Origin of the sequence: Thermodesulfobium narugense DSM 14796, assembly GCF_000212395.1 — a bacterium.
In the GTDB taxonomy this organism is placed as follows: domain Bacteria; phylum Thermodesulfobiota; class Thermodesulfobiia; order Thermodesulfobiales; family Thermodesulfobiaceae; genus Thermodesulfobium; species Thermodesulfobium narugense.
This window is the reverse complement of sequence record NC_015499.1, coordinates 309,391-332,500: the sequence shown is the minus strand read 5'-3', so window position 1 is coordinate 332,500 and position 23,110 is coordinate 309,391. Positions and strand designations below refer to the sequence as shown.

At 36.8% G+C, this 23,110-nt stretch carries 24 protein-coding genes and 1 tRNA gene; 8 read left to right on the top strand and 17 right to left on the bottom strand.

Features of this window, described 5'->3' with window-relative positions:
• Window positions 1-130: 130 nt before the first annotated feature.
• The 3 genes from THENA_RS01605 to THENA_RS01595 are packed head-to-tail and all read right to left on the bottom strand — an operon-like array spanning window position 131 to window position 1,935.
• Window positions 131-898 carry a nitrilase-related carbon-nitrogen hydrolase gene (locus THENA_RS01605; protein WP_013755694.1) on the bottom strand — a complete coding sequence of 256 codons (768 nt, stop codon included), beginning with the start codon at window positions 896-898 and terminating at the stop codon, window positions 131-133.
• Entirely contained in the window at window positions 895-1,521 is a 627-nt protein-coding gene (locus THENA_RS01600; protein WP_013755693.1) for an N-glycosylase/DNA lyase, read from the bottom strand. Before THENA_RS01600 ends, THENA_RS01605 begins: the two co-directional genes overlap by 4 nt.
• Window positions 1,522-1,935, bottom strand: coding sequence for a hypothetical protein (locus THENA_RS01595; protein ID WP_013755692.1), 414 nt, complete (start codon window positions 1,933-1,935; stop codon window positions 1,522-1,524). It abuts the gene before it with no gap.
• Window positions 1,936-2,060: 125 nt separating this feature from the next.
• Between THENA_RS01595 and THENA_RS01590 the strand changes: the two genes are divergently transcribed.
• Both THENA_RS01590 and THENA_RS01585 read left to right on the top strand, forming a co-directional pair.
• The gene (locus THENA_RS01590; protein ID WP_013755691.1) at window positions 2,061-2,636 is read left to right on the top strand and encodes a macro domain-containing protein; all 576 of its coding nucleotides are present in this window, start codon (window positions 2,061-2,063) and stop codon (window positions 2,634-2,636) included.
• Between the two features lie 4 nt (window positions 2,637-2,640).
• Window positions 2,641-4,128 (top strand): aldehyde dehydrogenase family protein, encoded by a 1,488-nt coding sequence (locus THENA_RS01585; RefSeq protein ID WP_013755690.1) that lies wholly within the window; start codon window positions 2,641-2,643, stop codon window positions 4,126-4,128.
• Here THENA_RS01585 and THENA_RS01580 read toward each other — a convergent pair.
• Both THENA_RS01580 and gltX read right to left on the bottom strand, forming a co-directional pair.
• Window positions 4,125-5,210 carry an AI-2E family transporter gene (locus tag THENA_RS01580; RefSeq protein WP_013755689.1) on the bottom strand — a complete coding sequence of 362 codons (1,086 nt, stop codon included), beginning with the start codon at window positions 5,208-5,210 and terminating at the stop codon, window positions 4,125-4,127. The two genes, THENA_RS01585 and THENA_RS01580, sit on opposite strands and share 4 nt — an antisense overlap.
• Before the next feature lie 9 nt (window positions 5,211-5,219).
• Complete coding sequence (gltX, locus tag THENA_RS01575) at window positions 5,220-6,626, bottom strand: glutamate--tRNA ligase (RefSeq protein ID WP_013755688.1); 1,407 nt, start codon at window positions 6,624-6,626, stop codon at window positions 5,220-5,222.
• Between the two features lie 160 nt (window positions 6,627-6,786).
• Here gltX and THENA_RS01570 point away from each other — a divergent pair, with 160 nt between their 5' ends.
• The 3 genes from THENA_RS01570 (at window position 6,787) to THENA_RS01560 (ending at window position 8,518) form a co-directional block, all read left to right on the top strand.
• Window positions 6,787-7,392 carry a hypothetical protein gene (locus THENA_RS01570; protein WP_013755687.1) on the top strand — a complete coding sequence of 202 codons (606 nt, stop codon included), beginning with the start codon at window positions 6,787-6,789 and terminating at the stop codon, window positions 7,390-7,392.
• Window positions 7,393-7,435: 43 nt separating this feature from the next.
• Complete coding sequence (locus tag THENA_RS01565; RefSeq protein WP_013755686.1) at window positions 7,436-7,813, top strand: hypothetical protein; 378 nt, start codon at window positions 7,436-7,438, stop codon at window positions 7,811-7,813.
• 105 nt (window positions 7,814-7,918) lie between these two features.
• Entirely contained in the window at window positions 7,919-8,518 is a 600-nt protein-coding gene (locus THENA_RS01560) for a hypothetical protein (protein WP_041437893.1), read from the top strand.
• On the opposite strand, the gene THENA_RS01555 is transcribed toward THENA_RS01560, so the two are convergent.
• The 5 genes from THENA_RS01555 to THENA_RS01535 form a co-directional block, all read right to left on the bottom strand.
• Window positions 8,515-8,916 (bottom strand): secondary thiamine-phosphate synthase enzyme YjbQ, encoded by a 402-nt coding sequence (locus THENA_RS01555; RefSeq protein ID WP_013755684.1) that lies wholly within the window; start codon window positions 8,914-8,916, stop codon window positions 8,515-8,517. The genes THENA_RS01560 and THENA_RS01555 overlap by 4 nt on opposite strands.
• A 69-nt stretch (window positions 8,917-8,985) precedes the next feature.
• The gene (locus THENA_RS10175) at window positions 8,986-9,384 is read right to left on the bottom strand and encodes a type IV pilin protein (protein ID WP_013755683.1); all 399 of its coding nucleotides are present in this window, start codon (window positions 9,382-9,384) and stop codon (window positions 8,986-8,988) included.
• A 148-nt stretch (window positions 9,385-9,532) separates the two neighbouring features.
• On the bottom strand, window positions 9,533-10,777 hold the full coding sequence (locus THENA_RS01545; RefSeq protein ID WP_013755682.1) for a type II secretion system F family protein: 1,245 nt from the start codon (window positions 10,775-10,777) through the stop codon (window positions 9,533-9,535).
• Entirely contained in the window at window positions 10,777-11,835 is a 1,059-nt protein-coding gene (locus tag THENA_RS01540; protein ID WP_013755681.1) for a type IV pilus twitching motility protein PilT, read from the bottom strand. Before THENA_RS01540 ends, THENA_RS01545 begins: the two co-directional genes overlap by 1 nt.
• An 8-nt stretch (window positions 11,836-11,843) precedes the next feature.
• Entirely contained in the window at window positions 11,844-13,568 is a 1,725-nt protein-coding gene (locus tag THENA_RS01535; protein ID WP_013755680.1) for a GspE/PulE family protein, read from the bottom strand.
• A gap of 131 nt (window positions 13,569-13,699) precedes the next feature.
• Here THENA_RS01535 and THENA_RS01530 point away from each other — a divergent pair, with 131 nt between their 5' ends.
• On the top strand, window positions 13,700-14,980 hold the full coding sequence (locus THENA_RS01530) for an amidohydrolase (protein WP_013755679.1): 1,281 nt from the start codon (window positions 13,700-13,702) through the stop codon (window positions 14,978-14,980).
• Here THENA_RS01530 and THENA_RS09545 read toward each other — a convergent pair.
• From THENA_RS09545 to THENA_RS01510, 5 genes are all read right to left on the bottom strand, one after another.
• Window positions 14,946-16,841: an O-antigen ligase family protein gene (locus THENA_RS09545; protein ID WP_052296040.1), complete on the bottom strand. Its 1,896-nt coding sequence runs from the start codon at window positions 16,839-16,841 to the stop codon at window positions 14,946-14,948. The two genes, THENA_RS01530 and THENA_RS09545, sit on opposite strands and share 35 nt — an antisense overlap.
• A gap of 46 nt (window positions 16,842-16,887) precedes the next feature.
• Window positions 16,888-18,264: a mannose-1-phosphate guanylyltransferase/mannose-6-phosphate isomerase gene (locus THENA_RS01525; RefSeq protein ID WP_013755677.1), complete on the bottom strand. Its 1,377-nt coding sequence runs from the start codon at window positions 18,262-18,264 to the stop codon at window positions 16,888-16,890.
• The gene (locus THENA_RS01520) at window positions 18,261-18,833 is read right to left on the bottom strand and encodes a flavodoxin family protein (RefSeq protein ID WP_052296039.1); all 573 of its coding nucleotides are present in this window, start codon (window positions 18,831-18,833) and stop codon (window positions 18,261-18,263) included. The genes THENA_RS01525 and THENA_RS01520 overlap by 4 nt, the downstream gene beginning before the upstream one ends.
• Window positions 18,826-19,284, bottom strand: coding sequence for a C40 family peptidase (locus tag THENA_RS01515; protein ID WP_041437892.1), 459 nt, complete (start codon window positions 19,282-19,284; stop codon window positions 18,826-18,828). The genes THENA_RS01520 and THENA_RS01515 overlap by 8 nt, the downstream gene beginning before the upstream one ends.
• Window positions 19,285-19,387: 103 nt before the next feature.
• Window positions 19,388-20,182 carry a hypothetical protein gene (locus THENA_RS01510; protein WP_013755675.1) on the bottom strand — a complete coding sequence of 265 codons (795 nt, stop codon included), beginning with the start codon at window positions 20,180-20,182 and terminating at the stop codon, window positions 19,388-19,390.
• A 116-nt stretch (window positions 20,183-20,298) separates the two neighbouring features.
• Between THENA_RS01510 and THENA_RS09540 the strand changes: the two genes are divergently transcribed.
• On the top strand, window positions 20,299-20,763 hold the full coding sequence (locus THENA_RS09540) for a nucleoside deaminase (RefSeq protein WP_013755674.1): 465 nt from the start codon (window positions 20,299-20,301) through the stop codon (window positions 20,761-20,763).
• Between the two features lie 21 nt (window positions 20,764-20,784).
• Here the strand turns inward: THENA_RS09540 and THENA_RS01500 are convergent, their stop codons facing one another.
• Window positions 20,785-22,170, bottom strand: a complete 1,386-nt coding sequence (locus tag THENA_RS01500; protein ID WP_154645285.1) for an ISNCY family transposase — start codon at window positions 22,168-22,170, stop codon at window positions 20,785-20,787.
• 109 nt (window positions 22,171-22,279) lie between these two features.
• Between THENA_RS01500 and THENA_RS01495 the strand changes: the two genes are divergently transcribed.
• Window positions 22,280-22,356, top strand: a tRNA-Lys gene (locus THENA_RS01495).
• A 25-nt stretch (window positions 22,357-22,381) separates the two neighbouring features.
• Here THENA_RS01495 and THENA_RS01490 read toward each other — a convergent pair.
• Entirely contained in the window at window positions 22,382-23,107 is a 726-nt protein-coding gene (locus THENA_RS01490) for a dihydroorotate dehydrogenase electron transfer subunit (RefSeq protein WP_013755673.1), read from the bottom strand.
• Window positions 23,108-23,110: the final 3 nt, after the last annotated feature.

Here is a 23,110-nt window from a genome sequence, read left to right as displayed (position 1 = left end):
TTATATAATAATACAAAATGCTAAAAAATCAAGAAAAAATTGATTATTTTTGATAATTAAGTAGATTTGTTGGAGTTGTTAAGATCCCTTTTATAAATCTGGAAAGATTTTTAAAAGCTTAATAATTACATTACTGCAAACTAAATATCCTTCTGTCACCTAAAACGTTGAAATCGTTTCTGTACTTTTCTACCGATGAAAGATCTATATCGGAAAAATAAAGGCCTTCTTTATCTTTGCACTCCAAGATAGTTGAACCATAAGGGTCAAAAACAAGAGAATTGCCAGGATACACGTTATTTTTATCAGAACCCACCCTATTTACACCAATAACAAAACACTGATTTTCAATTGATCTGGCTTTCAAAAGGGTTTTCCAGTGTTCTATCCTTGTTTTTGGCCACATAGCACTAACTATTGTAATCTTTGAGTTTGTGGAAATCTTTCTGAAAAGCTCTGGAAATCTTAAATCGTAGCATATTGCAAGTCCTACTCTTCCAATAAGGTTAGACTCTGCCACAACTACCTCTTTTCCTTCTGAAAAAATATCTCTTTCTCCCATAATTCCAATTAGGTGAATCTTCTTGTATCTGGCTATACAAGACCCTTCACTAAAATAAAAGCCACAATTATACAAATTGGCGTTTTCTTTTACTGGAAAAGTTCCGTATATGTCTATTTGATATTCTCTTGACATAAAGCATAGCTGATCAAAGTAATATGAAAGCCTATCACTCACCCTTTTAATAGAACTCTTATAATATCCAGAAAGGAAAGTTTCAGGAAAAACCAAAAGCTTTAATTCGTTCTTACTTGCTTCTAAGATAGCACGCTTTGTCTTTTCAAAATTTTGGTCAAAATCTTTTAATATGTCCATCTGGAAAAGTCCCACTTTCATTTTTCCACACATCCTTTTTCAATATACCATATATATAGATCCAAAACCCCAGGAGGCTTTCCAAACTCAGTAGCTATTTGTGAAAAGATTTTTTCGAAATTAATATAAGTCTTCTCAGTGAGTGCTCTTGGTATCTCATCAACGTAGCCATACTCTTTCATAACCTTTAATATGTGCCTGTCAAGAATTGCCAAATCAAATATCCCTACGTTTCTGAGAAAGTGGCTAGCTTCTTTCATACCAAAGCCCTTTACTTCTTTTACTAAAAATTTTCTTTTCTCAAAAGAACTAATTTTTGATTCCAAAAGACCTTTCAATCTCCCCAAAAGCCTTCTGTTTTCAACAATAAATCTATAACGCGGATTCCAGAATCTGTAACCTAATTCTTTTAGAGAAAGTCTTAATTCATCTTCATTCATATACAAAAAGCCTTCACCAATCTTGTCTTGAATGAACATGCCACCCTTAGCAGAATAGTTGGCAGTAAGAACACAAAAGCAAAGCTCTTGAAAGATTCTTTCCTCACTTCCCGAACTTATTTCTTTAAATTGAGAAATCCTTTGTTCCACCTGATCTTCACAAGAAGTTCCCTTTAGAAGATTTAATCTCTCTAAGAGTTTCAATTATCTATGATGATGTCTTGAAATCTCTCCTAATTCCAACAAAAAGCCCTCTTCTTTCATTTGTTCTATAGAACACTCGCCTTCCATCCCTTGTTCGCTGTATTCACATATTCTGTTCTCTATGTCTACGGTAAGCTTCCCATCACTAATAGCATCTGCATGATACCACCACATAAATATTGGTTTATTACTATACTTTGAAAAATATTCCTTTCCAACAAATGACACGATATATGGGGCCAAGATCAAAAATTTCTTATCAACTGACTTAATGCTGGCAGCCAGATCCCCTTCTATATCAATCTTATTTCTCCAGAGATACTCTCTTGCCTCAAGGCCTTTGTCAAGTTTAAGAACCATATCCTCTTCATCTTGTTTTATTACATTTTGCCATAAAGCAAAGAAATCGTTCATTATTTGCACCTCCAAAATATTTGAAATCCAGCAAGAACTAGTTATCATATTATACTATAATGTTTATATTGCTTTTTTTGATAACAAAAAGTTAATTTCACTTAAGATCTTCCTGGGAGGAAAGAATGCTTGACATCAATTTCGAAATAAAGGATAAAATTTTAGAAATCGTAAAAGGCGACATTACTTTGCGAAATACTGATGCAATAGTAAATGCAGCAAATAGATATCTGCAACATGGAGGAGGCGTAGCACTTGCAATTGTCAGAAGAGGAGGAGACATAATTCAGACAGAAAGTAATATGATAATTAGAAATCAAGGTCCTATCCCTACAGGAAAGGCAGTCTATACCAGTGCAGGAAACCTTAAATCAAAATACGTAATTCACGTTGTGGGACCCGACTATAACGAATACGCTCCTGACGCTGCAACAGAATTTTTGAAAATGTCCATAAACTCGTGCTTCGATCTTGCACTTAAACTAAGACTAAAGAGCATATCTCTTCCTGCAATATCTTCTGGCATATATGGTTTTCCAAAGGACAAGTGCGCTGATATCTTAATTCAGGAAACTTTTAGACATCTTGAGAAAAGGGATTCCTTAAAAAAAGTCGAGTTTGTACTGTTTGATGAAATTACTGCAGACATATTTGCAAACACTGCAAAAAAGTATTTTGAAATATATAAGAGCAAAAAATAAAATTATGGAAAACATTTTAAACCTATTAAAAAATAGTCCATTCTCTGATTTAATTAGCAAAAACTCAAACAGCGAGATAAACTTTTTAGTTAAAAGCTGGAAAACTCTTAATTCAAAACCTGAGAACAAGATCTCTATGATAAATAATAAAATCCTATACCGATTTAGGGGTCCCACACACTCTGAAGTCGAAGAGATTATAAATGCTGCCAGAGAGGGCTTTTTTGAAATATCAAACATAGAGTGTTACAAGAGATTTGAGATGTTAGCAAGATGCAAAAAGATAATCGAAGAAAACTTTGAACTTATTGCAAAAGTTATAGTAATGGATAGCTCAAAGCCTATAAATTTAGCAAAAGGAGAAATAAAATCTACCCTTGAAAGGTTTAGTTTCCTTGAGCTTGACCTAAATGCTTTAAAAGGAGAATACATACCCTCTGGCATATTTGCTGAGCTTAGAGACAGAAGCGTTATTACCTTGAGAGAACCATATGGCATAGCAGTTCTTATAAGTCCTTTCAATTTTCCATTTTTCCTTCATGCGTCCAAACTTATTGCAGCCTTAATCGCAGGAAACTCAACGATATCCATACCCAGCGAACATACTCCATTATCAGTGCTACTTCTCACAAAGATCTTCGAAATGGCAGGCTTTCCGAAGAATGTCCTTACCACAATAACCACCTCACAAACCCAAATAAAGGAAACAATAGTTAACAATCAGAACGTAGACCTCGTTTCTCTTACAGGATCGACCAAAACCGGTGAAAGCGTGATTAGAAATGCAGGAATAAAGAAGCTTCATCTTGAATTGGGGGGCAAAGCCTTCGGATTGGTTTTAAAGGATGCGATTCCCGAAAAGGCGGCAAAATGCTGGTTAAACGGAACTTTAAAAAATGCCGGGCAAAGGTGTGATGCGCTTAATGTAATGTTAATACCAAAAGAGTTAGAAGAATCTCTTCTGTCATCTATCTTAGATAAATTGAAAACAATAAAAAGAATTGACCCATTTAGGGAAGATTGTAGTCTTGGCCCTTTAATTTCTTTATCTAACGTGAACAGACTAAAGAAGATGATAAAGGAGGCAACTGATCTAGGCTCTGAAATAATCTTTTCCGATAGAGTGAAGGATTCTTATTTTCCTCCTCATGTAATTAAAGTTTATAACAAAGAAATAAAACTCATGACTGAAGAGATATTCGGACCACTTTTTGTTTATTATGTTTACAAAGATTTAGATGAAGCCATAAATATAATAAATTCTTGCAAATATGGCCTGGATCTTGCAATATTTGGAGAAGACGTAAACTCTATAATCAAGCTATCAAGAAAACTTAATGCCGGACAGATACACATAAATGACTATCCCAGACACGGAACAGGATACTATCCAGTTGGAGGCATAAAATCATCAGGCACTGGTAGCAAAGAAGGCATATTTTATACCGTTCAAGAAATGAGCTACACAAAGGCAATTATACTAAAAGATTAAGAATTCTTCTCTTGCTCAAGATGACCTGCCTTTTTAAGATAGTGCATAACTACAGCTTTTAAGACTCCGGTAGCAGGTATTGCAAGAATTAAGCCCTCAACGCCAAAAAGCTGTTCGCCTGAAACTAGTGCCAGAATTATAAGAATGGGGTGTACCTGAGCTTGCTTGCCCATTATCTTTGGACTCAAAACATAACTTTCAAACCAGTGTATACAAAGTATCACTATTACAACTTCAAGCGAGACAATCCATGACTGAGTAAGTCCAAGTAGTACTGCCGGTAAAGTAGTTGAAAGAGTGCCAAAAACGGGTATTACCGAAAGACATCCTGCAAGCACGCCTATTAATATAGCATATTGAATTTTCAGAACGACAAGTGCCAAAGTAGTTAGAGCACCATTGATTAAACAAATCAAAAATTGCCCTCTTACAATTCTTTTTAAGACAAAATCTATATCAGTAGAAAGCTCTATGATCTCTTGCCTTTTATCGGGAGGAAATAGTGTTAAAAGGCCATTTTTAATATTTTCAAAATCGATTATCCAGAAAGCCGCAACCATAAACACAATAAACACGTTTACACCAATTCTTACAGACTCCATAAAAAAGGTTTTCAGAACCTTAGCGCTTTCGCTAAAGGATAAAGAATATGGGTGAGTTTGAATATACTCCTGGGATAAAAAAATCCCGTTAAAACTAGACCTTATATCAATTGGAATAGAAAACGAATTTAAAAATTTCTGCAAGCTATCAAGATAGTTCTTAATGTTTTCAAAGTAGATAGGCAAGTGCCTTGCTATACTCCTTAGCTCATTGGAAAGACCGAAAATAAGAACTATTCCTATACTTCCCAAAAAAACAAATATTATAATATATGACAAAATAAGAGAAATTACTCTGTTTTTCTGAAAGCGCAGTATTGTTTTGAAAAGGGGCTCTATTAGATAGGCAAGTAAAAGGGAGATAAAAAAGAGTATCAATATACCCTTAAAAATCCACAGCACAAGCAAAAACAATATTATAAAGAGCGCTATTACAAAAACCTTTACCCTGGGGTATATCAGATATTCTTCAAGTTTCAATATAATCCTCTAAGACTCACTTAGAAATTTTGAAACCCTTTTTATAACTTTATCCCTACCAAGCGCATCTACTACTTCAAATAGTCCTGGGCCTACCTTCATTCCTGTTAATATAAGCCTAAGTGGATGAACGAGGTCTTTAAAAGAAAGATTCATAGAAACTGCCATCTCTCTTGATTTGTTTTCTAAATCTGTATGAGATTCATAGTTACTATTTACTAGCTCAAGAAATCTATTCAAAAGTAAAAGGGTTGACTTATTTGATTTTATATTTTCCACTTCTGGAGAGGTCAGTTCTGGATCTATAAAGAAATACTTAGTTGTATTCACCAGATCCTCTAAAGTCTTTGCTCTAACCTTGCCTAAATTTATGGCACGCAGAGTATAGTCGTCCTTTATTACATTTATCTTTGCCTTTTCATAAAATGGTTTAGCAAGGTCAAACAGCTTTGAGTCGTCCATGTTCTTTATATACTGAGAATTCATCCACTCCAACCTCTTTATGTCAAATACCGCAGGATTAGAATTAAGTTTCGCAAGACAAAACATAGAGATCAGTTCATCTCTGGAAAATATCTCCTGCCCCTCTTTCGGCGTCCACCCAAGGAGAGAGAGAAAGTTGAAAAGGGCGTCAGAGAGATATCCCATTTCTTTATACTCCAGCACACTTGCTGCACCGTGTCTTTTGGAAAGCTTCGTCTTATCCGGTCCCAAAAGAAGCGGTATATGAGCAAATTTTGGCAAATCTTTGCCAAAGGCCTTATAAATTATCATTTGTTTAAACGTATTTGTAAGGTGATCGTCTCCTCTTATTACGTGAGTAATGTTCATGTCTATGTCATCTACAACCACAGCAAAATTATAGGTAGGATAATTGTCTGATTTCATTATCACCATATCCCCACCTAGGCTATCGTTGGAACATGAAACTTCGCCCTTTACCGCATCACGCAAAAAAGACTTTCCCTCAGGGATTCTGATTCTGAGAGCAGGTTTAAGGCCCTTTGCCCTTAGTTCTCTTTTTTGTTCTTCGCTAAGATCCCTACATCTTCCGTCATATTTTGGGGGCCTGCCCATCTTCACCATCATTTCTCGTCTTTCCTTAAGCTCTTCTGGGGTACAAAAACACTCGTAAGCTACGCCCTTTTTAAGGAGTTCATTTGCCTTTTCTCTGTACAGATCTAATCTTTTTGACTGATAATATGGTCCCTCATCCCACTCTATCCCCAACCACTTTAAGCTTTCTAAGATGATTGCCTCGTATTCTTTAGATGACCTTTCTGTATCTGTGTCCTCAATCCTTAAGATAAATTTGCCGTCAAGGCGTCTTGCAAAAAGATAGTTAAAGAGCGCGGTGTGAGCTCCTCCAATGTGGAGCGCACCTGTAGGAGATGGAGCAAAACGAACTCTTACCATTAAGTTCTCCTTTCATAAACGCTGTGTATTGAAAGTGAAAAAATATATAAGTTTATTATAAGCGATATTTTAGTTTATTAGCAATTTTAAAAATTAAATGACAATTAATAGTTTTTTGTATAATGTTTAAGTTTAATAGAAATAATTTTAGGAGGGCGTGTTGAAAAAAGAAATATTACCATCTGTTGACAGCCAAAAAATACTAAGCTCTTTGAGATCAAAGTTTAGCGCTTTTTCCCTGAAAGACAATCTCAAGCTCAGCGAAGGGGCATTTGCATTTGTAATTCTTTTTTTCTTTACTTTCTATATTATTATTGTGCCCTTTGGATCAGGACTTGACCCATCCTGGCAGTTTGCAATGAACTATGCCTTCGAACACAGATTAATATTTGGGAAAGACATCATTTTTACATATGGTCCTTTAGGATTTCTGGCTACACCCGGTCCTATGTATCTGCCGCTAATCTTTGCTAACCCTATACTCCTACTTATAAACTCTTATATGATATTGTCATTTATATTTCTTGTTAAGCTATGCAGCCAGGAGCGCACGATAAAAAGATATTTAGGTTATCTTCTTACATATATCTTGATTTTGATCTTAAACGACCATAATTACGTAAGATCGCTTGACTTAGTTTTCATATTTACCAGCTTAAACCTTTCATTCCTTTTTTACCGCACTAAAAAGCCTGCTTACCTTCTGATGAGCGCTCCCATCCTAGTATTTAGCTTTCTTTACAAGTTTGGAGCCTTTGCAATGTAAGGAGTTTAAAGTATTTTTAGTTTCACTAATTCCTTTTTTCTGGTTGGTTGCTAAGTATTCGTTTTGCATTGAAGGACCTTGGTTTTCAGGTTTTTTTACAACTATCTTTTTAGGATTTGCAATCTTTACAATTATCGTTTCAGAAAATAAAGAAATTGTGCCATTTCTAAAAAGATTCACAATATCCTGGTTTACAATGCTTATTTTTTTGATATCATCCAATTCAATAATGCCAAATTACTACTCAAACCTTCTAGGGAATATAGCAAACAGCCTGGACTTCAAGTACTTCAACGTAGCAGATCTTACAGCGATGACACAAAACACAAAAGTTCAGACTGCAAAAAATCTTGAAATAGATACCCTGCCGGAAAAGATCGAGGGAATAATAAAAAGATCAACAGTAGATATATATCCATGAGAATCATCTCTGGTATTTGCTAACTATTTAAACTGGGATCCAAGACCTGTCTTCCAATCCTATACGGATTACACGCCCTGGCTTGACAGCAAAAATGATGACTTTTTGCGATCAAATAGAGCGCCAGAATATTACATCTGGTATAGAGCTGACAATAACCCTTTTTTTCAAAGCTTCAGGGGTGGAATGCTCTTAAATGATGACCCAAAAACTGTATTAGATATCCTTAGAAATTACTCTATGATAAAAAGAGAAAAGAAATTTACCCTTCTTAAAAGAAGCGCATCCCCATCAATCTCTGAACCCACAAGAATAGGGCAATCTGAGATAAGTTGGAACAGCTGGACAAGTGTTCCCATAAGCGGATCGAATAAAAGCATAGTGCTTGCAAAAATCTATATAAAGAAAAATATCTTTGGCACAATTAAGCGCATATTATATAAAGAAGAGCCAATCGAGATTGAGTATAAGGATAGAAAGGGTAATATTCACAAATTTCGCCTCCTTCCTGACAACGCTGTAGAAGGCGTCTGGATAAGTCCCCTGCCACTAAATGTTAATGAAAAAGATTACTTTATGAGCGCTGTGCCCATAGAGTCATTTAGGTTAACTAGCCAGGATCAGTTGCTGTACAGCAATAAAATTAAATTAGTTTGGGAAAAGATAGACGTATATAACGACAGGTTAATAAAATTAGCCGACTAAGAAGTTAGTTTTACTATATTTATATTTCTAACTCTGGGGCCATCTGCTTCCACAAAGAATATTCCCTGCCACCTACCTAGTTTAAGACTTCCATTTTCTACAGGAACTATTACAGATGAACCAATAAGAGTAGAGATGACGTGTGCGTCAGAATTTCCTTCAAGATGCCTAAACTTTATGCCCTCAGGAAGATGAAGTTTGAGAAAGCTTTCAATGTCAAGGGCCACATCAGGATCTGCTGCCTCGTTTATAGTAATTGCCGCAGTCGTGTGAGGCACGTAGCAAAGAAGCACCCCATTATATGCGCCATATGAATTTCTAAGCGCGCTTTCTACCAAAGAGGTAACGTCTATTAATTGAAGCTTCTTTGAGGTATTTATGCTTATTCTTTCGATCAACTTAACACACCCTATAGTCAGAAGAAAAATTTGTTTTAAAAAAGGCCGCCGAAGCGGCCTTTTGGAGTTTTACCAGTTTGAGCAGGATGTCCCCATAGCTCCATTACCAGTACAAGAAACAAGACCACTCGTAGAATCAGCAGTAATAGTGTAATTATAAGTAGCTCCACCTGCAGTAACAGAAATTCCATTTGCACCAACAGTAATTCCGCCTTGAGTCTGCACCATACCCGCAAGAGTACCTATATCTTTAGTATATGTTCCATATTGTGCATAGTAAAGCGCCTCTGCACTCCTTAATGAAGCCAGCGCACCCTTCGCATCAGCGTCAGCCGCGTTTTTCATAAAGTTTTGGTAAATTGGAAATGCCACTGCCGCAAGGATACCGATGATGACGATGACTACCAGAAGTTCTATCAACGTGAAACCCCTTTTATTTCTTAGGCTCTTTCTTGGAAAACTTTGCATATTACCCCTCCTTAGATTAGTTTCAAAGCCTATTTGATTATAGAACAAAGAAAAAACTTTATCAACTAAAAAGTTCTTTCACCTCCTTAAGATTTATTATATTAACCAAATTATCGACAAGAGTAAAGTAAATTCTTAAACCCCGAAATTACTTTGCAATTGCCTGATACAGGCTAAATATAGGCAGATACATTGCAATTACTATAAATCCCACAATGCCACCTATTATCACTATCATAGCAGGCTCGAGCATGCTTGAGAGAGCCTTCACTGTAGTTTCCACCTCGTCGTCGTAGTAATCGGCAGACTTGTCCAACATCTCATCCAGGTGCCCAGTTTCCTCGCCTATTGCTATCATCTCTACCAGTACCATAGGAAACTTATCGGTCTTCCTCATGGAGTCAGCAATTGTTTGACCCCTTTTAACCGCATCGTGCACAAATCTTATGCCCTTCTTTAATACAACGCTCATTAATACGTCTTCTATTATCTCAAGAGAAGTAAGTATTGGCACACCGCTTCTCGTCATAGAACCAAACGTCCTGGCAAATCTTGAGCACTCTATCTTCATGTAAAGTGGACCAAAAATAGGAAGCCTGAATACTACAAGATCAAACATCTCTCTACCTACAGGATTGCTAAGGAATCTGGCAAACAAAAAAACGCCAGCGATGATTATCAAAACTATCCAGATAAAGTTGTGTATCAAAAATTGGCTCGCATTTACCACTATTGTAGTCATAAGGGGTAATTTTGCACCCATTCCCGTAAGGAATCCTGCAAACATAGGAACAATAAACATTAGCAAAAATGCGCTGAGAGCCAAGGCAATGGTTAAGACAAATATAGGATAGCTCACAGCCTGCTTTACTTGGTTTCTAAGGGCCATCTCTTTTTCCAGATATGTTGCAACCCTTGCAAGTATTACGTCAAGAGAGCCAGACGTCTCGCCTGCTCTTACCAGACTGGTATAAAGTTTGTTAAAAACGTTGTTGTGTCTTTCAAGAGCCCTCGCAAGGCTCTCTCCTCCTTCTACTCTCTTCAGAACATCGTCAATAACTTCTTTGAAAACCTTTTTCCTTGTTTGCGACTTAAGGGTGTTTAGAGTTCTTGCAATAGGAACTCCTGCTGCCACCAGAGTAGCAAATTGTCTTGAAAATATAGCAAGATCCTTCTGGGTAACTCTGTTAAAAATTGGCAGAGTAAAGGATGAGCCTTTCTCAACTTTGTCCACCTTAACATCTTTAGACACATCCTTAATCTCTTTTATCTCAACTACAAGAAAGCCCTTATTTCTAAGATCGTTTTTTAAAACCAGTAGGGAAACAGCATCTGTTGTGCCTGTAACCAGCTTGCCTTTAGCGTCTCTCACTCTATAAAAGAAGTTAGGCATTATAACCTACCTACCAGACGCATGAACTCTTCCTTGTTCACAGCTACGGTAAAAGCATCCTCAAAGGATACCTTGCCTCGAAGAACTAGATCTTTAAGAGATGAGTCTAACTGCTGCATGCCGTATCTTCCGGAGGTCTGTATTACAGAATAAAGCTGGGACGTCTTGCCCTCTCTAATAAGGTTTCTTACAGCAGGAGTTGCAATCATTACCTCCGTTGCTACCACTCTACCACCGCCAATCTTTGGCAAAAGTGCCTGAGATACCACTCCTTGAAGGGCAGTGGAAAGCTGAGTCCTTATTTGCTGCTGCTGATTGGTTGGGAAGACATCTATAATTCTGTCTATAGTTTGTGGTGCATCGTTAGTGTGAAGGGTTGAGAACACCAAATGCCCTGTTTCAGCAGCTGTGATAGCTGCAGCAATAGTTTCGAGGTCCCTCATCTCGCCTACTAGTATTACGTCAGGGTCCTCTCTTAAGGATGCCCTAACAGCTCTAGCAAAAGACTTAGTGTCATTTCCAACCTCTCTTTGATCTACAATAGATTTCTTGTGAGAGTGAAGGTATTCAATAGGGTCTTCAATAGTAATAATATGACACTCCCTTGTTCTGTTTATTATGTTTACAAGAGAGGCAAGCGTGGTAGATTTCCCTGAGCCAGTAGGACCTGTTACAAGGACAAGCCCTCTTACCAGTTTTGCAAATTCAGCTATTATAGGTGGTAGTCCCAGAGTTTCTAGGCTTGGAATATCCCATGGAATAAGCCTTAGCGCTGCTCCCCATACTCCTCTTTGTTTAAACACGTTTACCCTGAATCTTCCAACTCCAGATATACCGTAGGAAAAGTCAATATCTAACTCTTCCTCTATTTTCTTTTTCTGGTAATCTGAAAGCATAGAGAAAATAAGCTCAAATGCGATCTTTGGAGTAATATTTCCATATTCTTCCAATCTTATTAGTTTTCCCTCTCTTCTTATTACAGGGGGTATTCCCACAGAGATGTGAATGTCACTCGCATTCATTTGAGTAGCCTTTTCAAGAAGTTCAGTTATCTCCATATTCCCTCCTACTCTTCCGTAAATATCTTCTTCACAATTTCCTGAGGTGTGGTAATCCCCTTAAATATAAGATCTACGCCATTCTCTCTCATTGTTCTCATGCCACCTTTAATAGCTGCGCTCTTTATCTCTTTAGAAGGTGCTCTAGACATAACAAGGGATCTTATTTCATCGTTTACCACTAAAAGCTCAGGCACCACAGTCCTTCCCTTATACCCCGTGCCAAAGCACGCGCTGCAACCTGTACCTTCAAAATATGTTACCTCTCCAACGGGACCAAAGCCAAAACCTCCAGGAGATATCCCTAAGGCTATTTTCATATCCTCTGGCATTGGGACCTCCCTTACGCATTCAGGACAGACCTTCCTTACAAGTCTTTGTGCCAAAATACAAAGAGTGCTGGATGCAAGCAAAAACGGCTCTACATCCATGTCCATAAGCCTTGGAAAAGCGCTAGCAGCGTCATTTGTGTGAAGGGTACTTAGAACTAAATGCCCTGTCATTGCAGCCCTTACAGCTATCTCAGCAGTCTCAGAATCCCTGATCTCGCCAACCATAATAATATCAGGATCCTGTCTTAAAAAGGATCTTAATAAAGTTGCAAATGTAAGGTTTATCTGAGGATTTACCTGAGACTGAGTTATACCAGGAATATAAAACTCCACCGGATCCTCAGCAGTCAATATGTTAACATCTTCTCTGTTAAGAAGGTTAAGAGCAGAATAAAGAGTAGTAGATTTCCCTGAGCCAGTAGGACCTGTTACGAATATCATGCCGTATGGTTTTTGCAATATAGACTTAAAGGTTCTAAGCTCTCTTTCAGGAAATCCCAATGCCTCCAGTTCCATTGCAACGGCTTTTTTGTCAAATATTCTGAGAACAACCTTTTCACCCTGTGTGCAGGGCATAATTGATACTCTCATATCGATATCTTTATTAGCAACTTCAAGATGCATCCTGCCGTCTTGAGGCCTTCTTCTTTCTGATATGTCTAGGGTCGAGAGTATCTTTATTCTTGAGACTATTGCAGGCCCAATTGACTTTGGAAATTCAGATATCTTTAGTAGAGATCCATCAATTCTATATCTTAAAACGATCTTGTCTTCGTAAGGCTCAATGTGAACGTCGGAAGCCCTCTTAAGGACTGCCTCCTCTACAATTGAATCAACCAAATCCACTACAGAATCGTCTTCAGTATAAACAAAAGCTTCCTTTTGAAGTTGTGGTTCGATATAATTGGGCGAATCTTGTGATTCTTTACCGAAGATTGTCTCTTCTTTTTTCTTGAAGTTTATCTCACCAGAAATATACTTGGAAAAATCACTTGAAAGTATCATAGCTGGCTCAACCTGTGTCTTGGTAATCAAACGAACGTCGTCAACAGTAGACAGATCCTGTGGATTTACCATACCAAGCAAAAGCTTGTCTCCTCTTAGTGCCAGGGGCAAAATTCTTCTTTGTTTAATAAAATCAGATGATAAAAGTTGCAGAGCTTTTTCGTCTAACGGTGTCTCTTCTATTCTTTTTATCTTAAAGCCATAGATATTCTCTAACTTCTGAACAACCTCCCTCGTCAAAAGTCCTTTATTTTCAAGAACATCAAGCAAGGGAGCATCAGAAATCTCCAGTTCATAAAGTACATCCGTTGCAGCTTCTTCAGTCAAAAGACCACTCTCAAAAAGTTTTCCCACTATTTTCGCTTCTTTAGGTCTTTTTGCACTCTCTACTGCCAAGGCCCACCACCAACTTAGAAGTATTTATTATTATATATTATCATATTCCTAAAACTTTTAAATAGGATTTATTTCCCTTATTTTATTGTAAAAATTATATAATATTATCTGATAAAATAACAGGAGGTAATATGAACGATTTACTAATAGAAAACGCATCAATACTGGATGTAAAATCAGGAAAAGTTTTAGAGGGGTCAAACATATATATTTCCAACGGCACAATAACCGGCATAAACGTTAACAAAGACTGTCCACAAAAAATAAACCTAAACGATAATCTAGTAATTCCAGGTCTAATAAACGCACACACTCACGCCGCAATGACTCTTCTTCGAAGCTATGCAGACGATCTGGCCTTAATAGACTGGCTTACCAATCACATATGGCCCAAGGAGGCACAAATCATAAATCCTGAAACAGTTTATATAGGAACTCTTATTGCCTGTTATGAAATGGCAAAAAATGGCATTACTACATTTGTAGACATGTACTTTTATGAGGATTTTGTGGCAAAGGCCGCTGAAGAAATCGGCCTTAGGGCTTTAATTGGAGAAGGAGTTCTAAGCGTTCCAACACCTCATGCCAAGGGAGAGACACAAGGAATAGAAAATACAAAAAAATTAATAGAAAAATACAAAGGTAGCGACTTGATATCGCCTATTGTAGCGCCACACGCCCCATACACCTGTTCAGACGAACTATTAAGGGAGTTAACGCAAATTGCTATAAGGGAAAACTGCCCCCTTCACATCCATCTATCAGAATCAGAAAAGGAATTTTTTGACATACAAAAGGAAAAAAATCTTACTCCTACAGGATATCTTGAAAAATTAGGGGTTTTTGAGGCAAAAACATTTGCTGCCCACGTAAACTATTTAACCGATAATGATATAACTATTTTAAAAGATTACAATGTAAGTGTGGTTCATTGTCCAGAAAGTAACGCAAAGCTAGCTAGTGGAATATGCCCTGTAGCAAAACTCATCCAATCTGGGGTAAACGTAGCTCTTGGCACGGATGGAGCAGCAAGCAACAACAACCTCGACATACTTGGGGAAATGGACTTTGCCCTAAAACTCCAAAAGATATCCAGCAAAAACCCTCAAACGCTAAAAGCCCTTGATGCTCTTCAGATGGCCACTTCAAAAGGCGCTGCTTCAATATTCAAAAACGATATTGGAAGCATTGAGGTGGGAAAATGGGCTGATTTTCTGGTAATTGACAGAGAAAACCCATCAATGCTGCCAGGACATCACCCTGTAAGTGATTTGGTTTACAGCGCCACGCCTGACTGCATATTAAGCGTTTGTGTTAACGGAAAATGGATTATAAAGAATAAAGAAGAGCAGTTTGACAAAGAAAAGATAATAAAACTTACGAAAGAGGTTTTGAAGAGGTATTTTCCATAAAAAACTCTTTAAAAACGTATATGACAGGACTTGCAGGATAGAGGTTTTCAATATCGCCCAAGAATGCTTTTGCATCAGAATACTGATGCATTTTAATGTTGTATCTTATCAAAGTAACCAATGTCAAAAGAGAATCCGGACTGGTCTTATAAAGAAGATTGGCATATTTGAAAGAGTTCCTACAATCTTCGTACGAACAGGATATATCTAGCAAGCCTATTATTGGCTCTTCGTAAAAGGGGTGAAACTCGAGAGATTTTAAAAAATATGCCTTAGCCTCAGGATAATTGCCTTTTAGCTTATTAGCTTCTCCCAAATAATAGTACAATACGGGATCGTTTGGAAACAGGCTCAGACCTAAACTTGAGGTTCTTTCCACAGAGTTAGCCATCTCTTCTATTAGATTCTTATCAGACTTTGGCAAACTTTTTGCAATAAGAAGATACTTGTCGTCAAGGCTAATATATGAATAATAATCGTATGGATAAAAAGATAAAGCAGATGTTCCCACCATAACCTTTTGAAAATTGTTATTTATTTTGTAAATTCCATTATCAATGTTGTAATAGACGCCCATATATAAAAAGATGCAAAAACATCCTACAGAAATAACCAAAGGGAAAATGTTTAACCTGATCTCTTTCCCCTTGAAAGATAAATGCATTAATCCTAGAGCTAGAAAAAGAAAGAAAAAAAGCGATACGCTCAATACAAAAAAATTAAAGAAAATATAAATTAGAGTTGCACAAAATCCAAAAAATGATATCAGGTTTAATTTGTTCTCAAAAACAGAAATACAATTTCCATAAAGCGCAAAAGCTACCAAAAGAGTAAATGAAACAAACAATGGCAGTCCACCAAGCGCTAAAAATTCAAGAAATTCGTTGTGAGGGACATCAACAAACGTCATATTTCTCGCACTCCAGTGAAAGAAGCTGTTTGACATATCAAAAAATCTAGACGAAATTGGATAATAATTTGCAAGTCCATAGCCCGTAAGAGGCTTTTTTAAAAACATATCAAATGATGCCTTCCACATCGTAATTCTCTGAGAAAGAGATTCGTCTTCTACTCGTCCAACCTGTCTACTAAATCCCATCCCATACCACCCAGGATTTGTATATGGGGTAGCAAAAAACAATACTATAGAAACAAGAACGCCAATAGCTAAAAGTGCACTAACCCCTTTAAATCTTAGAACTTCTTTCTTTAAAAAAAATAAGAGTGAAAAGAACAAGATAAAAAAACCAAAAATATTGGCCCTTGAATAAGTCAATAGTAGCTCAAAAAATGAAAGTTCGAAAATTACATAAAACAATGGAATAAATCTCTTATAAATATAAATAAAACAAATAGTCGAAAGACAAATAATAGATAAAAACACTGCATAATCATTTGGTTGTCCAAAAAAGGTAGAAAGTCTGCCAGGATAACCTTCAAGGTTTAGAAAATCGAAATTAGAATACTCACATAAACCGTACAAAAGAGGAATTATAGAGGACAGGATAATGCTGAGAAAAATTTTAAATAAATCCCGTTCTTTAAATTTCTGCTGAACAATAAGCCACACAAAACTGAGAAAAATTAGATAAAAGAGAAGCCCTGTAAGTCTTGCGCTTTGTCCTAAAATAGCATAAACCTTAGAGGGTGCTACAAAAACTGAAAGCAAAAGAGAAAGTAGAAAAAACAAAATCAGAAAAAGGGTTACAACAGAAACACCTTTGGCCTTTTTTATAGAATATATAGAAAAGATAATACAAAATAAAGAAATTAGAAACAATTTTGGGAAAGAAAAGGACTGGGTTATGTTCCATGGGTAAAAAATTACTACAGGATAAACAAAAATCATTAAAGATAGCAAAGATGCTATCTTACTTGAAGAAGATCTATTAAATTTGGGCTCAAAATTATAGATATTCGACGTCGTCTTCCTCTAAATATTCTCCTTGCCATATCTCCAATATTTGAGCGCTTATTTTACCTGGATTTGATATCTTGTGAGGAGTAGATTTTGGTATTAAGATGCTGTCTCCTCTGTGATAAAAGCCTTTCTTTCCATCCTTTTCTATCTCTACAGCTCCTGAAAGTATTATCCAGTTTTCAGACCTGTGATGATGCATCTGAAGTAGTATTTCCTTTTTTGGCAGAAGAAGTACTTGATAGATCAAAAAGTTATCTCCCCTGCTTATAAGGGTTTTTTGCCCCCAAAATCTGTAAACGGTCCTGTGAATCTGGCTCTCTTCTCTGCCCTGTTCCTTAAGAGCATCAAAAGCATCCTTTACGTATTGTGAACTGCCTCTTTTGCAAACCAAAATTGCATCGTCTGCATCCACAACTATTAAATCTTCCAGGTCTATTCCAACCATAAGTTTGCCCGTGCTGTACATAAAAGAATTTCTGCAATGGAGGGCAAGCACATCTCCTGTAGTAACATTTCCGTCTTTATTCTTCTTGGCCACGTCATAAAGTGAATCCCAGCTTCCCAGATCGCTCCACTCAAACCCAGATGGAATCACAGCACCTAAATTGGATTTTTCCATTACTGCCTTATCTACAGGAATTGAAGGCAAAGAAGAATAGATCTTTTCAGGATCTCTTTCAAACTTGTCGTCAAACAAACTTCTTACTTTCTCGTATGTCTCAAAATCGAGCCTTTTAACTTCTGAAAGGAACACTTCAGGTTTCCACATAAACATCCCTGAATTCCACAGGTAGTTCTCGTTCTGAATATACATTTTAGCTCTTTCTAAAGAAGGCTTTTCTTCAAACTTTGATATCCTAAATCCTTTTGAGCCATCTATTCTTTCTCCTTTCAAAATATAACCAAAACCAGTAGAAGCAAAAGATGGCTTTATACCAAAGGTTACTATATAACCCTTTTCAGCTAACTTCTCTGCATCTTTAGCAACTTCATAAAAAAGCTCTTCATTTAAGATCATATGATCAGCAGGAACGACCAAAATAGGATCTTTAACGCCTTGTTTTTCAAGATACAGAGTAAGATAAAGACAGGCCGCATAAGTGTTTCTTGGATAAGGTTCAAGCAAAATGTTATATTTTATCCTGGAATCACCATTAGAGCTAAGTTGCCACTCCAGATCCTCTTTATGGGCATCAATTCCAACAATCAAAATGTGATTGTCACATAGTGGAAGCAGTCTATCTATTGTATTTTGCAGCAGAGATTTGTCACCTGTGAGTGATATTAGCTGCTTTGGATATCTTTCCCTACTAAGGGGCCAAAGCCTACTTCCTACACCTCCAGCAAGCACAGCTACTTTCATCGTTCACTCTCCCCGAAAAATTCCATTGTTTTATAAATGTCATTGTCAATATTATAATTCAAAAAATCGCTGTGTCTTTCAATATTCATATAATAAAATGTCTTGTTTTCTGCTACATCTATTACGTTAAAAAGCCATTTTACAGAAAGAGCAGCACATTCGTAGCCCTTCACAAAGGATGTCCCGCCTATTAAGACCACAAGTCCTTTTCTTTTATTAACCTTAAATTTTTTCCCTAAAATGTTTTTTCTTGCCCAAAAGGGCTGGCACCTATCTATCGCCGACTTTAAGATCGAGGGCACTCCTCCGAAGAATACTGGGGAAAAGAATAAGAAAAACCTGTACTTTTCAATCTTTTCATAAATGTCATGCATATCATCTTTAATTACACATCTTCCGCTCATTGAACACTTTTCACAACCCCTGCAGGGGGAAATATTCATTTCTCTGAGAACAAATTTTACAACATCCTTTTCTCCCAAAAATGTCATAAATCTATCAATCAGAAAATCAGTATTTCCCCCTGCCTTTGGGCTACCGTTAAAAATCACAAAATTTTTCTCAATCAATATAAGTTCTTGCCCCTAAATACCTCTCAGCATAATATGGCTCGTCTAGGGAATCAATCATTATTCCGCCGTGATATGCAGCATGAATAAAGCGATTATCGCCAATATAGATGCCCACATGACTTGGGCCACTTTCATAAGTTTGGAAGAAAACCAAATCCCCCGGCTTAAGGTTTGATGTTGAAACTTTGCTACCATCATAATATTGAGAATCAGCATCTCTTGGAATGCTTATTCCGTTAACTCTAAAGACATACTGTACAAACCCAGAACAGTCAAAACCTGCCGGAGTTGTTCCTCCCCATCTGTAGGATACCCCTTTTAGATGTAAAGCAGTTCTGACAATCTCTTGCCTCAAATCTTGATTGTTTGCATAAGCATTTTGCGCAAACAAAACAAAAGTAATTGCAAAAATTGCCAAAAGCCAAAAACAAACCCATCTACCCTTCAACCATTCTTTCCTCCTTTCCTGGTCTAAAAACGTGAGCCGAAGGAGAAAATCCCCTGCTCTCTCCCCTTATTCTTTGTCCAGAAACTGCCTTTTAATTTAAGTGTTACAGGTTGTTTGCAAAATTATATGCGTTTTCAGCGTCAGATTTTGCACCGATTGACTTAAAGCCATCTCCTGCTTTAATTAAATCTTCTTTGTTCCCCTCGCTTAACGCAACGGAAAAGGCATAGTTATAAGCAGTCCATGCATCAGCCTTTGAACCTACGCTCTTAAAGCCATCTCCTGCCTTGATCGCCCCAGATGCAGACCTAAATTTCATAGCAAGCCCAAACGCATAATTGTAAGCATTCCAGGAGTCCTCTTTGTCTCCTAGAGCCCTGAAGCCGTCGCCCGCCAATACACACCCGTCCAATGACCTTTGCATCTTGGCAAAAGCAAATGCAATAGTGTAGGCCCTTTTTGCGTCAGAATCATTGCCCAACTTCCTAAAGCCGTCTCCTACTGCAACTAGTGCTTGAACGTTTCTTTGAGAAATAGCAAGACCCATGGCATAAGTGAAAGCGTTCCAAGCATCATCAGTATCTCCTGCCTCCAAAAAACTATTAGCAGCAGAAAGGGTTTTCTCAATGTTTCTCTGAATCATAGCAGCACCAAAGGAAGTTGCAAGACTAGATGCAGAGTTCTCATTAGAAGATAACTCTTTAGAAGAAGAACTATAAGATCCTGATGATGATGGTATTATTGTAGAGTTTGTCCCTTGGGCACTGCTTTGCTCTACAAGCGCTTCTTTAGATAAAAAAGGATTTTTTGCACTATCTAAGCTTTTTGCACCGGCAGAAACTGGAAAAAAGAATAAAAGGACAGTTAACACCGCTGCCAGTTTGGTGCAAATTTTCATCAAACTACCCCCTTTCAAGCGGGCGATTAAATTTATTAAATTTTATCTTCAAAAATAATCGAAGTTAGTATAACATATTTTTTAAAAAAATAACATATTTTTAAAGGGGATGCAAATTGACAAATAATATTATAAATATGCTATATTTCCTATCATTTTTATCCTTTAATGCTGGGGAATTACCAATCGGGGCTATAATTTGCAAGGAAGGAAATATTTTGTCTATGTCACAAAATTTCTGTGAAAGATCAAATTCTCCTATTGAGCACGCCGAGATATTGGCCATAAAAAAAGCTATTCAAAGATATAATAGATGGTACATACAAGGATCTACTATTTATTGTTCTCTTGAGCCCTGTTTAATGTGTGCTGGAGCAATAATAGAGTGTAAAATAAAAAACGTTATATTTTGTGTTAGTTCAAAAAATTCTACAAGGCAAATTCTTGAATCAAACGACATTTTTTGTATAGAAATGTTTGACGAAAGGTTTAGGAATTTAATAGAAAGATTCTTTAAAGAAATAAGAAATAAAAAAAAATTTATACACCACGTTCAAAATAAATATGTCAAGGGACACTGATTTTGTCACTACAAAAGTAAATTAATGAGACACTGATTTTGTCACCCCTCTTTCATCAACTAATGATGAATTGTCATTGCTATTTGAATTTGAATTAGAACTTGAATTAGAATTTGAATTAGGTCTTTTAAACTTGTTGATAACCATATGACGCCAGGGGTGGTCTGCAGCAGGTATATAAGGTTTTTTGGTTGAAGTGTTTTTAGAGCCATTCTTTACTTTTTCTTTAGGTGGTATGAGTAATTCTTGTAGTAAGTAATATTTATCAGCGTATAATGCGCTGAATGATCCATCTAGATGAGTTAGAACTTTTACTGTACTTTTAGGAGTTAAAGGTATTACCTTGCCATTAGAATCTACTAATTGATAAATATGACCCAGGTAAGATATATAAGAGCCGTGAGATGCCTTGCGTTCTTGATGCCATGATAGAATCTCTTCTAGTTTGTCTAATGAAGGGCAAGGGCTATAAGTTAACTTGGGGTTATCTGGAACAACAGCGAACCTTTGATTAAACCTTTTAATAAAGTCTGGTAGAAATTCATTTGCTGCTTCAATAGTAGATATACCTGCCATACGCAGTTCAATTGTTAGTCTCTTTTGTAATGTGCCCCAAAGACGTTCAATACGTCCTTTGGCCTGTGGAGAACGAGCGGGTATATGTCTAATCCCTAATTCTGAAATAGCTCTGCCAAACTGAGTTAAGGGAACAGTTTGCCCAGATAATTCTTCTGAAATTGATAACTTATCCTCTTTAGGTGAAAAGAAAATGGTATGACGATCACTGTATATGCTTTTAGGTATTCCAAAGTTCTGTGCTACTTGTTGAATAAGTTTTAAGTAACCAAAAAGACATTCATGAAGTTCAAAATGTAATCCCTGAACCTTACTAGTAGCATCATCAATAGAACCGTGCAAAGAAAGCATTGGTCCTCTATCTTCAAGCCATTCAAAAGGACTGGCGTCTATTTGAGAAAGTAGACCTTCCTGAGGTAAACGTTTACGTGACCTCTTAAGCTTAGATGACCTGTGCGTATGACTTAATGGAATATTATTTTTCTTTAAGATACGATTTACTGTCTTGGATGAAACATCTATGTTATAAAACTCTTCAAGTATTTCAGCTATTTGCTGACAACTGGCATTGTGAAGACTATCCTGAGCTAATTTAACAATCCTTTCTCTAGTTTCTTTAGGTATTCTCTGTTTTGATTCTCTGCCTCTATTTTTGTGAACCAGACCAGTAACGCCTTCTGTTTTCACCCTCTCCTTCAAACGAATAATTTGACGTTTACTTAAGCCTAAAACTTCAGCTGCCTGTCTATTAGTGATATTGCCTTCAATTGCTTGTTCAATTACAAAAACTCTGCGTGATTCCTTAACACTCAAAAATATCTCTCCCATCATAGTGACATTATTACTGTCTTCTTAAGGGGTGACAATATCACTGTCCGTTAACACACGTTCAAAATAAATATTGACATAACATTATAAAAAGTTTAGAATTACAATCTGTGAGCCGTTAGCTCAGCCAGGTAGAGCATCGGCCTTTTAAGCCGAGGGTCGAAGGTTCGAAGCCTTCACGGCTCACCATTTTTTATTCTACAAATTAGCGACTTTAAAATATAATCTCTTCTGCGTTAAAGACAGGCCCATCTTTGCAAACTCTTAAATAACCTCTAATGCTTTTCACTACACATCCCATACATGCTCCTGCACCACAGGCAAAAACTGATTCCAAACTGATCTGTGCCCCTCTGTGCTTTCTTTGAATAGCCTTAAGCATTAGGACAGGCCCACAAGCAAAAATAGAGTCATATGTCTTTTCTAATTTGAAATCAATCACAGTACCTTTATTTGCATATGAACCGTCATCAGTAAACACAAAAAGATTGCCAAAATTGGAAAATTTGTCTACACATATTACCCTATCCTTGTTCCTAAAACCCAAAACAACGTCTATCTCAATTCCTACTTTTTTAAGGTGCTTTGCCAGATAAAATATTGGTGCTATTCCCGTTCCCCCTGCATAAAGTAAAGCACTTTTAATCTTATCAAATTTAAAGCCATTGCCTAAGGGGCCTCGTATTTTTAAAAAATGGCCTTCATTCATTTTGCTTAAAATTTTCGTTCCCTTACCCTTAATTTCTATTAAAAAGCTTAATCTATCAGAATTTGAATCAAAAACGCTAAACGGCCTCATAAAAAATGGATCGTTTAAGTCATTTAACTTTAGCATAAAATACTGTCCTGGTAGGGGACTAAGGTTTTCCTCTACTTTCAAATCCATTAGAAAATGAAAATTGCTAATTTTTTCAGTTTTTATAACCTTTGCTTCAATCATCTT